Source organism: Mesorhizobium sp. B2-3-2 (genome assembly GCF_006442295.1).
In the GTDB taxonomy this organism is placed as follows: Bacteria; Pseudomonadota; Alphaproteobacteria; order Rhizobiales; family Rhizobiaceae; genus Mesorhizobium.
The window spans coordinates 611,441-624,034 of the sequence record NZ_VFWA01000002.1 but is presented as its reverse complement, the minus strand read 5'-3'; the positions used below and the strand labels follow the sequence as shown (position 1 = coordinate 624,034).

Below are 12,594 nucleotides of genomic sequence, written 5' to 3'. Positions count from 1 at the left end.
CCGCGTACAGTGATGTCGTAGAACTCGAGCGGCATCGATGAGCCAACGAAGCTTCCGACGACGCGCTGCGACCTGGCTGGTGTTGCTCCTGGCGACCTATCTGGCGCTGGCCTATGTCGCCGCGCCGGAATTCTGGACGTTTCGCGATCGCGGCTTTCGCAGCCAAAGCTTCGAGATGGTGACGCACACCCCGCAAGGCATTCCGGGCGACCCGATCAATGTCGGCCTGATCGGCACGCAAAAGGAGGTCGTCCATGCCTTCGCCGTCGCTGGCTGGGACACGGCCGACGCCGTGACGCTGAGAACCGCGATCGACATCGGCGAAAGCGTCTTGTTTTCGCGCCCCTATCCGGACGCGCCGGTGAGCCGGCTGCTGTTCGAAGGCCGCGCCCAGGATCTCGCTTTCGAAAAGCCGGTCGGCGTGAGCGCCGACCGCCGTCATCATGTGCGCTTCTGGCAGACCGATGCCACGGGCGACGACGGCCGTCCGCTATGGCTGGGCTCGGCCAGTTTCGACCGTGGTGTGGGCCTGAGCCACGACACCGGCGCCATCACCCATCACATCGGCCCCGACATCGACGCCGAACGCGACTTTCTTATCCGGGATTTGACCACCGCCGGGATGCTGGTTTCAACCAGCGACCTGGAAGGCATCGGCGCCACCACGCACGGGCGCAACGGCGGCGGCGACCCCTATTTCACCGACGGCAAGGCCGTGCTCGGCGTGCTGAAGGAACTGCCGTGATGGCTGAAGTCAACTCGTGACGATCACGACCTTGCCGAACGGTCCCTTCTCCAGATGCTGGAAGGCCTGCGCCACCTCCTCGAAGCCGAAGACCTTATCGACCACCGGCCGGATGCCGAGCGCCTCGATCGCCCGGTTCATCCGCTCGAAGGCGCGGCGGTGGCCAATCGATATGCCTTGCGCGACGATGCGGTTGCGCTGGGCGAGCATTTTTGGCGCCGCCCTGGGATGCCGCCTGACCGGCCGCATGCGCTGTCATCTTCTTGAAAACGGCTGCTGACTATTTTCCAATCCAGCACGGCAATGCTATTGACCCCTGATGCTGTATGTTGAAATCGCCACCGTGGTCGTCCTCATCTGCGTGAACGGCCTTCTGGCAATGTCCGAGCTTGCCATCGTCTCGTCGCGGCCGGCCCGCCTCAAGGCAATGATCGACCGCGAGGTCAAGGGCGCCGGCCGGGCGCTTGCGCTTGGCTCCAACCCCGGCAAGTTCCTGTCCTCGGTGCAGATCGGCATCACCCTGGTGGGCGTGCTGTCCGGCGCCTTTTCCGGCGCCACGCTCGGCGAAAGGCTGGCGCAGTTTCTGGCCTCGAACGGCATCCGCGAAAACATCGCCGATCCGCTCGGCGTCGGCATCGTCGTCGCCATCATCACCTATGCCTCGCTGATCATCGGCGAACTCGTGCCCAAGCAGATCGCGCTGCGCGATCCCGAGCGGGTCGCCGTGCGCGCCGCTCCGGCCATGACCGTCCTCGCCACCGTCTCGGCGCCGCTGGTCTTCCTGCTCGACATTTCCGGCCGGGCCGTGCTTTGGCTGCTCGGCCAGCGCGGCGAGAGCGAGGAGAAGGTCACCGACGAGGAGATCAAGATGCTGGTCGCCGAGGCCGAGCATCACGGCACCATCGAATCCGACGAGCGCCGCATGATCGCTGGCGTCATGCGGCTTGGCGACCGCGCCGTGCGCGCCGTCATGACGCCGCGCACCGAGGTCGACTGGATCAATCTCCAGTCCGACGATGCCACCATCCGCAAGCTCCTGATGGACACGCAGCATTCGCGCCTGCCCGCGGGCGACGGCGGCGTCGATGCCATGATCGGCGTCGTCCAGACGCGCGACGTGCTGGCGGCACTGCTGGGCGGTCGCGCGCTCGACCCGCGCCGGCACGTGCGCGCCGCGCCCATCGTGCACGACCAGGCCGACGCGCTCGACGTGCTGCAGACGCTGAAGGAATCCGACGTGCCGATGGCGCTGGTGCACGACGAATACGGCCATTTCGAAGGCATCGTCACCCCCGCCGACATCCTGGAGGCCATCACCGGCGTTTTCCGTTCGGACCTCGAAGCCGGCGAGGAGGAGAATGCCGTCAAGCGCGACGACGGCTCATGGCTGCTTGCCGGCTATATGCAGGCCGACGAGATGGCCGAGGTGCTGGGCATCGACTTGCCGGAAAACCGCGACTACGAGACCGTCGCCGGCTATGTGCTGTCGCACATGCACCATCTGCCGGCGACCGGCGAATGCGTCGATGCGCAAGGCTGGCGTTTCGAGGTGGTCGATCTCGACGGCCGCCGCATCGACAAGCTGATCGCCACGCGCCTGCCCAGCGGCCACCGCGAAGTGGTGCGCTGACTGTTCGAACGTCGCCGCGGGCCAAGAGCGGTCATTGGTCGTCGGTCCGCGCCTACTGCTCCGTGAAGGCGCGGGCGAAGGAATCGAGCATCGGCCGCGCGAGATATTCCAGGAAAGTCCGGTCGCCAGTGCTGATGAACGCCTCGACCGGCGTCCCGGGATAGAGCTGTTCGGGCTTCACGCGGGATGGCAGGGCGTCAATCTTCAGCTTCGCCCGGAAATAGGGTTCACGCGTAGCCTCGTCGATCAGCCGATCCGCGGAAACCTGTGTCACGGTGGCTGGAACCTCGGGCGTGAGCCGCGTGTTCAAGGCGGACAATCGCAGTTTCGCCGTCTGGCCGACGCGCACCTGATCGATGTCCTTCGGCCGCAGCTTCGCGTCGACGACCAATCCCGATACCGTCGGCAGGATCTCCATGATCTTTTCGCCCGGGGCGATTACGCTGCCCTTGGAATTGTAGGTCGACGACACCACGATGCCCGCTGCCGGCGCCTTGATTGTCGTGCGCCGCAGCACCGCCGCGGCCGCCCTGATCTGTTCCTCGATGTCGGCCAGGTTGGAGCGAACCTCGTCCAGCTTCGTCAGCGCCTCCTCCACCCGTTGCGTGGTCAAGCGCTCGGTCTGCTCCTGCGCTTCGACGATCTGGGTGCTGGCCGATGCAAGATTAGCCTCCAGTGCCCCCGCCTGGCCGACGAGGTCGGCTTCGCTGCGCAGAAGCTGGGAGTATTCGGTGCGGTTGGTCAGGCCCTTGTCCAAAAGGCTGGTCTTGATGCCGAGCTCCTTCTTCACCACCTCGACCTGCTGCTGGATGGCTTGTTTCTGGGCGTTCAATCCCACGACGGACTGCCGATGCATGGCGACCCGCTGCGCGAGGATGGATCGTTCCGACCGGAACCGGGCGAGCCTGGCGTCGAACTCCTTCTGCTGTTCCCGAAGCAGCATTTCGAAATCGTGCTGAAGCGGCGCCGGCGCCGCTGTCGTGATCGGCGCCAGCCTGTCCAGCCCGTCCCGCTCCGCCTCCAGCCGCGCCGCACTTGCCCTGAGCGCGATCGACTGCCTCGTCAGCCGGTTGAGCTCGGCCTGCGCGGCGGTTGGATCCAGCACGATCAGATCCTGCGCCTGCCGCACGCGATCGCCTTCGTGGACCAGCAACTCCTGGACGATGCCGCCCTCGGGGTGCTGGATGAGGATGTTCCCGCCCATCGCCGAGATCGTGCCTTGCGTGATCACCGCGCCGGCCAACGGGGCGCTGACCGCCCAATAGCCGAAGCAACCTGCAAATACCGCTATCGCAGCATAGCCGGCCAATGCCACGCGTCCCGTGTCGGTGCGCGGACTGCGTTCCCCGGCGAGGCCCTGCACTGCCATCGTCTACGATCCAAAGCGGGTTTTTTGCGGGGCGCTGCGGATCGTCGTGGCGAACGACCCCGTCACCACCGTATTCTGCTGGGGAGAATTGCCGGCGAGCGGCTGCCGCAGCAAATCGCTGCTCGGACCGAAGGCTTCGATCGCGCCGTCGCGCAGCAGCATCACGCGGTCGCAGGCCGCTGCCATCGAAGGGCGGTGCGTGATCACGATCAAGGTAGTCCCTGCCGCACGCGCGGCAGAGAGCACCACTTCGAGCGCCGCCTCGCCGGCGCCGTCGAGATGGGCGTTGGGCTCGTCCAGAACGAGAATTCTGGGATTGCCGTAGAGGGCGCGCGCCAGCCCGATCCTTTGGCGCTCGCCGCCCGACAGCGCCCTGTCAGACGGACCTATCATCGTCTGGTAGCCGTCGCGCTGCGCCAAAATCAGGTCATGGGCCTGGGCACGCTTTGCCGCCTCGACGATCGAGGCATCGTCCGCATCGGGATCGAAGCGGCCGACGTTTTCCGCGATCGATCCCGGGAAAAGTTCCACCTCCTGCGCGAGATAGCCGATATGCCTTCCAAGCTGCTTTTCGTCCCAGGTCCTGAGGTCCGCGCCGTCGATCCTGACCGAGCCGCTGACCGGTTGGAGCGCACCGACAAGCAATCTGGCGAGCGTTGATTTACCGGCTCCGCTCGGGCCCACGATCGCCACCGCCTCGCCGGCCCCGATGTGGAAATTCAGCCTCTTGACGATGGGCTGACTGCCTGGCGTATTTGGCGCGATGTAGATCAGATCCTGCGCCGATATCGCGCCTGACGGATCAGGCAAGGCCAGTTTTTGCGCCCCGGTCGGATGCGCCGAAAGGGTCGCCTCCAGGCGTTTCCATGACCGCCTGGCGTCGACGATCTGCCGCCACGAGCCGATCAGCTGGTCGAGCGGCTGCAGCGCGCGCGACGAGACCAGAGAGGATGCGAAGATCATCCCGGCCGTCATCTTTCCTTGCAGGACCAGCCATGCTCCCACACCCAGTATCGCCAGTTGCAGCATCATCCGCACGGCACGCGACGTTCCGCTGAAGATCGCATTGGCCGTCGATGCGCGGTCATGAACGATCAGCGCTTCGGCGACGTGCTTTCCCCACGCCCGCGCGGCGTTCTGGACCATGCCCATGGCGCGCAGCGTCTCCGCGTTGCGGGCAAAGGCCTGCTCCGACTGGCTGGCGACCGCCGAACGTCGTGAAAACAAGGCGTCGTTCCTGCCGACGGCAAGCTGGGTTGCCAGGACCAGTGCAAGCAGCATCGCCATGCCAGTCAGGGTAAGCCAGAACAGCACGGGATGGATCAGGTAGAGCAGGCCAAGGAACACGGGAGCGAACGGCAGGTCGAACAGGACCGCCACGCCGCGCGATCTGATGAAGGCGCATACCGAGGCGAGATCGCGCAATGGCGACAGGCCTGCGGAGGCATGGTTGGGCGCGAGGGAGGCGGCGAACGTCTGCGCACCGAGCTTGCTGTCGATGCTGGCCGCGACGCGCTGCGTGTAAATGGAACGCACTGCGTCCAGAAAACCCAGAAAGGCTAGCGCGAGAACCGCGATGATCGAAAGGTAGACAAGCGTCTCGACATTGGAAGAAGGCAGGACCCGATCATACACCTGCAACAGATACAACGGGATCACGAGCAGCAGGACGTTGATCAGCAACGAGAAAACGCCGACATCGGCGATGGCGCGCCACAAGACCGCCCGCAGACCTGATTGTCCAATCATTTCCCGCATTTCCCTAGGCCGAGTGGTCGCCCGCGACGTCCAACGGGTGGTGCTGCAGGTCATCCAGCGTATAGGCGCGGATGTAGTCGATCTTCATCTCCGCCGGCGTGGCGAGATGGTCGGGAGGCGCGCCGGCAAAGCCGCCCACGGCCAGATCGGCCAGCATGTACATGGGTGTGTGCATGTCGGACGGCGTCGCGGCTTCGGCGACCTTTACGCCGTCATATGTCCAGACGAGCGTATCCGGCGTCCACAGCAGGCCATAGGTATGGAAGCCGTCGGCGTCCGAAACATTCACCGAGGAAGAGACCTTGGTGTGCTGTCCCGTCTCGTTCGTGTGCGCCGTCATGATGAGCGTGTTCGGATCCTGCCCGCGCGCTTCCAGGACGTCCAGCTCCGGCGGCCACGAGCCGTCTTCCGGCAGCAGCCAGAAGGCCGGCCAAGCTCCTGCCGTTTCGGGCAGGTCCGCCCGCATTTCGAAATAGCCGTAAGTTTGCGAGAAGCTTTCGTGGGTCGTCAGGATGCCCGAGGTGTATTCGTAATTGTTGATCAGTGGCTTGATGTCTGCCGGCGCCTGCGCCGCGGTGATGGTGAGGACCCCGTTTTCCACGCTGAACGGATGCACTGAACTGGTCGGGCCGTAGTTGGCGTCGATGTACCATTGCAGCTCCCCATTGCTGCTCAACGTGCTTCCGTTCGGCGCACCCCACCAGAAGTTGGAATTCCAAGTGCCGTCATGGCCGTTCCAAAGGCTGAGCGTGTTGAAGTCGTCCGAAAAGGACAGCGTCATTCCTGACTTGTCGATCGGCAGTTCGAACTGGCCGGGCGCCAGCTTGTCCACCGTCGTGTTGTTGAACACCAGCACCTCGTCGGATCCGAGGTTCAGCAAGAGGTTCGCTCCTGCCTGGGTCATATGGGCCTTGACGTCATCAAACGACATGAAATCGTAGCCATTGAGGCGGACCGTGTCGTCGGCGCCGAAATCGGTGATCAGGTCGCTTCCGTTGCCCTTGGTGATGATGAAAGTGTCGGCGCCGCCGCCGCCAATCAGCACGTCGTTGCCCTGGCCGCCATCCAGTGTCTGATGGCCGGAGCCGCCCTTGATGATGTTGTCCAACGCATTTCCGAACGCATAGCGATTAGCGCCGGTGACGACGAGGTTCTCGAAATTTTCGGGGAGCTTGTAGCTCATCCATGTGTCGATCGTGTCGATGCCAGCCCCGGGATCCTCCACCACCTTGTTGTTGGTGGAATAGAGGTGGTAATAGTCGTCGCCCGCACCGCCATAGATGGTGACGTTGACGCTGGCGTCTCCCCAGAAGGAATCGTTGCCGGAGGTGCCGTGCAGTTCCGGCCCGGATCCGGTCGCCGAGAACCAATGGGTGGACGTGCCCGTATAGGGGAGAGGAATGCCTTTGGCGTTCACGACGGTGCTCATCAGGAAATCCTTTCCTCGCGCCTGTTCAAGGTCATTCGAAACGGCAACCGCTCACGGAGCAACGTTGCCATGCACGATGTCGTTCCAGGAGATTGCCACACAGTTCAGCATTACATCGGCTGTTGGATGACATTTTTTGATGCGGAAGCACTACAGGTCAGAGAATGGTCTATGGATCGTAATGAAATCAGTAAAACTTTTAATAAAATTCTCACTTATACCGAGAAAAACGGAGATATACTTGCCGCCACGCGTGGCGTAGGTCAAAAAAGGCGATTCCGGCTTTCTGGCGGGCCGTAACATTGCCGCTCTGGAGCAATGGGCGAATTCCAGGGCTGGCGCATCGAGCGAGGGAACAGGCCTCGGGCCGGCGGCGCGGTGCCCGCTATTTGTCTCAGGGGAAGACCGTCAAACCGCGGCTTCGATCGGTTCGGAAAGCTTCGGGTTCGAGTGCGAGGCGATCAGGCAACTGGCCACGATGAGGCCCGCTCCCGCCAGCGTGGTCCAGGTCACCGCCTCGTCGAAGAAGAACCAGCCAAGCGCGATCGCCCAGATGAAGGCGGAGTATTCGGTCGGGATCAGATATTGCGCTTCGGCGCGCGCGTACGCCCAGCTCATCAGGAATTGGCCGGCGAGCGACAACGCCGTCACCCCGGCGAGAGGAAGCCAGAGCTCGCTCGGCAGCGCAACGGCCAGCCAGGGCGCCGCAAGACCGAGGATGACGGCAACGCAAAGGTTCTGGAACAGCATGATCTCGATCGGCTTGGCCAGCAGCGCCTGTTGCCGCGCAAGGATCAGATTGTAGGCGTAGAAGACCGTCGATACCAACACGGCGGCCGTGCCGAGCAGGGCATCCTCGGCATAGGTCGCATGCCCGAACTGTCCGGCTATTATGATCGCGACCCCGGCAATGCCGGCCAGCGATGCCCAGATCGCCTGTCGTTGTATCCGTTCGCCCAGCAACAGCGCGGCCAAGAGGAGCGCAAACAGCGGCGCCACGAAGCTGAGACCGATCGCCTCCGCCAGCGGCAGTCTGGCAAGGCCCCAGAAAAACGACAGCAGGACAATGCCGACGACAACGGCACGCAGCGCATGCAGTCTCAGCACGGAAAGGGCGGGAAACACGCGCGACCCTGCCGACCAGCCGGCGCCCGCGACCACGCTCGCCAGCATGCTGCGCCATAGCACCGTGTTGTAGACGCCGACTGCAATGACCAGGACCTTCATCGCCGCATCCATTCCCGACAGAAGGAAGATGCCGAGCGCGCACACCAGCACCGGGATCATGGGGGAAACGACGCCTGCCAGGCTGGACGACTTCACGGGGCTTTGCTCATGTGATGGAACGCAGCCGGATATATCAGGGCAGAATGGCCGAGCCAGATGGCAGCTCCGCCCATATGGAGGGCCAATCCCATGTCCGTCCGTGATCGCGCGAAAGCAATCTCCACAGCTCCATGGCTCGGCCCGGATACGATGCTGAACTCCGCTGTGTTGCTCACTTCCGCTGCCCCGAACGTTGATGAAAACAGATGAACTTCCAGGCTTGGCCGACGTTCCCTGCGCATGATGCGGAAACTCTTCGTGTTTGGCACCTTGAAGAAAGGCTTTCCCCTTCACGGCGAGGGTTTGTCCGAAGCCGCCTTTCTGGGCGTCTACAGGACGCGAGAGCGCTTCCCGATGCTGATCGCAGGACCTCGCTTCGCTCCGATGATGTTCAATGAGCCAGGCGTCGGCTTCCAGGTCGGCGGTGAACTCTACGCTGTGGACGATCGCGCCTTGGCAAACCTCGACAGGATGGAATCCGTCGGCAAGCCCGGAAATTTGCGCGTGCTGATCGAAGCAGAGCCTGTCGGTGGCGGGGCGCCTGTCTCGGCATATGTCTACATGAAGACCCGGCATCTCGCCGCCCCGATCCACTCCGGATATCTCGAGGACTACGATGATCGGCGCTTCACGCTCTCATCGTGCAGCTAGAACCATTCCAGGAAAAGTGCATGGCGTTTCCCGCCTGGTTCGGCCCTCGTTTCTGCGACGCCAAGGATCCACCTCGCCACGGATACTCCGGCAGTTTTTTTCGGCGAGGGATTTTGAGCTAAGGTGACGCATCACCGATGCGGCAGAGAGCATCCAGATGACTGAACGTACCGGCACTCGAGACAGCAACACGGCAGTCGCAAGCGATCCCGCCGACGACGATCCTCGCCTGGCGTTCATCTATCAGGAGGCGGTGCGAGGCCTCAATCATCAGCAGAACCTCGTCGAGAACATGAACACGCGCGCCGGCAGCCTCATCTTTGCCACCGCGTTTGTGAACTCGTTACTTGGCGCAAGGGCGCTTTCCGACGGGCTCGGGCTCTGGGATTGGATCGCAGTGGCCCTGCTGTTCGGCATTGGCGGGCTGATCGTCTTCCTGCTTTGGCCCTATCACAAATACACGTTCCGCTTCGATCCGGAAGAACTGCTCCATCACTATGTCGATGGCGACAGGCCGCTGAAGATATCGGCCATGCAGCGCGCGCTTGCCCTTCGCATCAAGGCGGACATGGCCAGCAACTGGCGCATCATCCAGCGGCTTCGGGTAGCATTGCAGATCGCGCTCGTTCTTTTGTTGTTCGATATCCTCGCCTGGCTTTTCGCGGTGGCCGGCATTTGACACGCACGATTTTGGGCCGATGGCTGGGCGGCGCTGTTATCCTGCGCAGGCGCCGTCGCAAGCGAATTAATCGATCGAAACTGCAACTCTTCGGCTTTCCCGCGCAGGAACCCTCAACACCAAAAAAGGGCGGCGCAAGCGCCGCCCCACATCCTTGGGAGGATGATTTCGAAGCGGTCAGGCCGCCTTGATTTCCTCGTCGATGGCGTCGGCCTGGCGCGCGCTCTTCAGCGCCTTGGCCCACCAGGCGACGTCGTTGACCAGCGCGGTCGCGGCCTGGTTCAGGTGCTCGATCTCCTCGAGCTTCTTCTCGCCCTGACGCACGGCGAGGAAGTCGCCCCAGGCGATATGGACGGCCGACTTGACCGGCGCCATCTGCAATTCGACCGCATGGAGGCGGAGCTGTTCGACGGCCCGGGCGCCGCCGACGCTGCCATAGCCGACGAAGCCGGCCGGCTTCTTGTTCCATTCATTGGCGGCGTAGTCGATGGCGTTCTTCAGCACGGCCGTCGGGCCGTGATTGTACTCGGCGGCGGTGAAGATGAAGCCGTCATATTCGGCGACTTTCTTCTGCCAGCGCTGCGCCACCTCGTTGGTTGACGGCACCCAGGCGGAGGATGCGACCTCGTCGAAGAAGGGCATCGGGAAATCGCGCAGGTCGACGACATCGACCTCGATGTCGGCATGCGACTTGGCGATCTTGGCGATCCACTGGGTAGGCACGTCAGCGAAGCGCGCGGCGCGTGTCGAACCGACGATGATGGCGATCTTGGGTTTGGACATAGGGCTCTCCTGGTAAGCAATTCCGGGGCAGGTAAGACTGGTATCGTTTGGATACCGGGGCTATATGAGTTCCTGTCAACTTCGTGCGCAAGGAGGCACCTTTTTGTTACTGAGGAACCCGCACAACACCGAAGACTGCCGTGCCGTTTCGGAAATCCTGCAGCGCGTCGGCGACAAGTGGACCGTGCTCGTCGTCGGCAAGCTCGGCGACGGACCGCTGCGCTTCAATGAGCTGCGCGCGGCTGTCGGCGGCATCTCGCAGAAGATGCTGACCACCACCTTGCGCGGGCTGGAACGCGACGGTTTCGTCACCCGCACCGTGTTCCCGACCATTCCGCCGCGGGTCGATTACGAGCTGACCGAACTCGGCCATGAACTGCTGGTCCCCGTCAGCGCGCTCGGCGAATGGGCGCGCAGGAACACCACGCGCGTGCGGGCCGCGCGTGCGAAATTCGATGGTCTGCATGGCTGAAATTCTACTGTCGTTCAGCAATCGTTGACTGATTGTCTTCGTGCCTGCACCACCCACCCGGACTTAAAAACAGTTCGACAGCGGTCCTGGGCTTTAGCTTTCGGCTGGAACGGCCTTCGGCTTGCCCTCGCCGTCCAGCGCCACCATGACAAAATCGGCGTGCGTGACCTTTTCCATCAGGTCGGAGAGATAGCGCTGCGCCCAGGCCTCGACCTTGAGCGTCATCGAGGTGCGGCCGACGCGCTCGACATGGGTGTAGATGCACAACGTGTCACCGATCTTCATCGGCTTGGCGAACGACATCTCCTTGACCGCCGCCGTCACCACCCGGCCCTTGGCGCGCTCGGCGGCGCGGATGCCGCAGGCAAGGTCCATCTGCGCCATCACCCAGCCGCCGAAAATGTCGCCGGCGGCATTGGCGTCCGAAGGCATGGCCAGCGTGCGCAGCGTCAGATCGCCGACCGGCCGTCCGTCCGCGTAGTGCACCATGCAAGATATCCCCAGAGATCGACTGCTGCTGATCCCGTATCGTCAAGGCGCCAACGCGTCAACGCGGGATGATCGCGGTCCGCGGCTCGTGCCGGCTCTGACCTTCATTTCGCGTCCCACGCAAGGACTCGCGGCGTTCTAGAAATAGCGCTCGAGGTTCGCTCGAATGCGATCCAGAACGGTATGCCCGGAAACGTCGGGGACGAACGCCTTGCCGGTGATGGCCTCGTAAGCCTGCGCATAGACTTTGGAGGCCTGTTCGATGATCTCATCCGGAATTTCCGGAATAGGATCCCTGTAAGGGTCGCAGCGCGCCGTCACCCACGAGCGGATGAAATCCTTGTCGAAACTCTCCGGCCGCGTGCCGTTCGCCAGGGCCTGTTCGTAACTCCCGGCGATCCAGTACCGGCTGCTGTCGGGCGTGTGGATCTCGTCGGCCAGGATGATCGTCCTGTTTTTGTCGATGCCGAATTCGTACTTCGTATCGGCGAGGATCAGGCCGCGCTCGGCGGCGCGCGCCTGGCCGCGGGCGAACAGGTTCAAGGCGTAATCCGAGACGGTGTCCCACTGCGCCTGCGTGAGCAGGCGCTGTTCGATGATCTCGGCCCTGGACAGGGGCTCGTCATGGCCGCCATGCGCGGCCTTGCTGGTCGGCGTGATGATCGGTTCGGCCAGCTTCTCATTGTCGCGCAGACCGTCCGGCAGCCGCATGCCGTACATGTCCCGTTCGCCGCGACGATAGCGCGTCAGGATCGAGGTGCTGGTGGTGCCCGCCAGATAGCCGCGCACCACGATCTCGACCGGAAGGATGTCGAGCCTGGTGCCGACGACGACGTTCGGGTCGGGATATTCCAGAACATGGTTCGGGCAGATATCGGCGGTTTCCTCGAACCAGTACCGCGCCGTCTGCGTCAGGATCTCGCCCTTGAACGGGATCGAGGTCAGGATGGTGTCGAAGGCACTGAGGCGGTCCGTGGCGATGATGATGCGTCTGTTGTCCGGCAAGTCGTAATTCTCGCGGACCTTGCCCTTGTAGTGACCCGGCAGTTCGGGGATGAAAGCATCCGACAGGACACGCATGGGATCTCCTGCCTTGCGCAGAGTGGCCGATGTCCTCGCATAGGCTGTCGACCCCATGCGTATCAAGCGGGATGTTAAGGGTTTCCCCGCAAATGGACCCGGCATCGCGGTCGCTTTTTTCACAACGCATGCCGGAAGGTCCAGCGACGCGGCAAGCCCGCCCCGTCTAGGCTGCGGCCAGAT

The 12,594-nt window shown here is 63.2% G+C and carries 14 protein-coding genes; 6 read left to right on the top strand and 8 right to left on the bottom strand.

What is annotated here, in order from left to right:
- Nucleotides 1-37: 37 nt before the first annotated feature.
- The gene (locus FJ964_RS08280; RefSeq protein WP_140549911.1) at nt 38-745 is read left to right on the top strand and encodes an LssY C-terminal domain-containing protein; all 708 of its coding nucleotides are present in this window, start codon (nt 38-40) and stop codon (nt 743-745) included.
- 9 nt (nt 746-754) lie between these two features.
- Here FJ964_RS08280 and FJ964_RS08275 read toward each other — a convergent pair whose 3' ends face one another.
- Nucleotides 755-955: a zinc-binding dehydrogenase gene (locus tag FJ964_RS08275; RefSeq protein WP_224713182.1), complete on the bottom strand. Its 201-nt coding sequence runs from the start codon at nt 953-955 to the stop codon at nt 755-757.
- 109 nt (nt 956-1,064) lie between these two features.
- On the opposite strand from FJ964_RS08275, the gene FJ964_RS08270 reads away from it, so the two are divergent.
- On the top strand, nt 1,065-2,375 hold the full coding sequence (locus FJ964_RS08270; RefSeq protein WP_140549910.1) for a hemolysin family protein: 1,311 nt from the start codon (nt 1,065-1,067) through the stop codon (nt 2,373-2,375).
- Between the two features lie 52 nt (nt 2,376-2,427).
- On the opposite strand, the gene FJ964_RS08265 is transcribed toward FJ964_RS08270, so the two are convergent.
- The 3 genes from FJ964_RS08265 to FJ964_RS08255 are packed head-to-tail and all read right to left on the bottom strand — an operon-like array spanning nt 2,428 to nt 6,931.
- Nucleotides 2,428-3,744, bottom strand: a complete 1,317-nt coding sequence (locus FJ964_RS08265) for an HlyD family type I secretion periplasmic adaptor subunit (RefSeq protein WP_140549909.1) — start codon at nt 3,742-3,744, stop codon at nt 2,428-2,430.
- Nucleotides 3,745-3,747: 3 nt separating this feature from the next.
- Nucleotides 3,748-5,493 carry a type I secretion system permease/ATPase gene (locus FJ964_RS08260; protein ID WP_140549908.1) on the bottom strand — a complete coding sequence of 582 codons (1,746 nt, stop codon included), beginning with the start codon at nt 5,491-5,493 and terminating at the stop codon, nt 3,748-3,750.
- Nucleotides 5,494-5,506: 13 nt separating this feature from the next.
- A complete protein-coding gene (locus tag FJ964_RS08255; protein WP_140549907.1) occupies nt 5,507-6,931 on the bottom strand; it encodes a family 16 glycosylhydrolase in 1,425 nt (474 codons plus the stop codon).
- A 69-nt stretch (nt 6,932-7,000) separates the two neighbouring features.
- On the opposite strand from FJ964_RS08255, the gene FJ964_RS08250 reads away from it, so the two are divergent.
- Nucleotides 7,001-7,231 (top strand): hypothetical protein, encoded by a 231-nt coding sequence (locus FJ964_RS08250; RefSeq protein ID WP_140549906.1) that lies wholly within the window; start codon nt 7,001-7,003, stop codon nt 7,229-7,231.
- Between the two features lie 108 nt (nt 7,232-7,339).
- Here FJ964_RS08250 and FJ964_RS08245 read toward each other — a convergent pair whose 3' ends face one another.
- Nucleotides 7,340-8,218, bottom strand: a complete 879-nt coding sequence (locus FJ964_RS08245) for a DMT family transporter (protein ID WP_140550018.1) — start codon at nt 8,216-8,218, stop codon at nt 7,340-7,342.
- Nucleotides 8,219-8,515: 297 nt separating this feature from the next.
- Between FJ964_RS08245 and FJ964_RS08240 the strand changes: the two genes are divergently transcribed.
- Nucleotides 8,516-8,908, top strand: coding sequence for a gamma-glutamylcyclotransferase family protein (locus tag FJ964_RS08240; protein WP_246676172.1), 393 nt, complete (start codon nt 8,516-8,518; stop codon nt 8,906-8,908).
- A 157-nt stretch (nt 8,909-9,065) separates the two neighbouring features.
- On the top strand, nt 9,066-9,587 hold the full coding sequence (locus tag FJ964_RS08235; RefSeq protein WP_181172398.1) for a hypothetical protein: 522 nt from the start codon (nt 9,066-9,068) through the stop codon (nt 9,585-9,587).
- 177 nt (nt 9,588-9,764) lie between these two features.
- Here FJ964_RS08235 and FJ964_RS08230 read toward each other — a convergent pair whose 3' ends face one another.
- On the bottom strand, nt 9,765-10,370 hold the full coding sequence (locus FJ964_RS08230) for an NADPH-dependent FMN reductase (RefSeq protein ID WP_140549905.1): 606 nt from the start codon (nt 10,368-10,370) through the stop codon (nt 9,765-9,767).
- 103 nt (nt 10,371-10,473) lie between these two features.
- Between FJ964_RS08230 and FJ964_RS08225 the strand changes: the two genes are divergently transcribed.
- Nucleotides 10,474-10,842, top strand: coding sequence for a helix-turn-helix domain-containing protein (locus FJ964_RS08225; protein ID WP_181165214.1), 369 nt, complete (start codon nt 10,474-10,476; stop codon nt 10,840-10,842).
- A 93-nt stretch (nt 10,843-10,935) separates the two neighbouring features.
- On the opposite strand, the gene FJ964_RS08220 is transcribed toward FJ964_RS08225, so the two are convergent.
- Nucleotides 10,936-11,331 carry an acyl-CoA thioesterase gene (locus FJ964_RS08220; protein WP_140549903.1) on the bottom strand — a complete coding sequence of 132 codons (396 nt, stop codon included), beginning with the start codon at nt 11,329-11,331 and terminating at the stop codon, nt 10,936-10,938.
- 138 nt (nt 11,332-11,469) lie between these two features.
- Entirely contained in the window at nt 11,470-12,411 is a 942-nt protein-coding gene (locus tag FJ964_RS08215) for a phosphoribosylaminoimidazolesuccinocarboxamide synthase (protein WP_140549902.1), read from the bottom strand.
- Between the last annotated feature and the right edge of the window lie 183 nt (nt 12,412-12,594).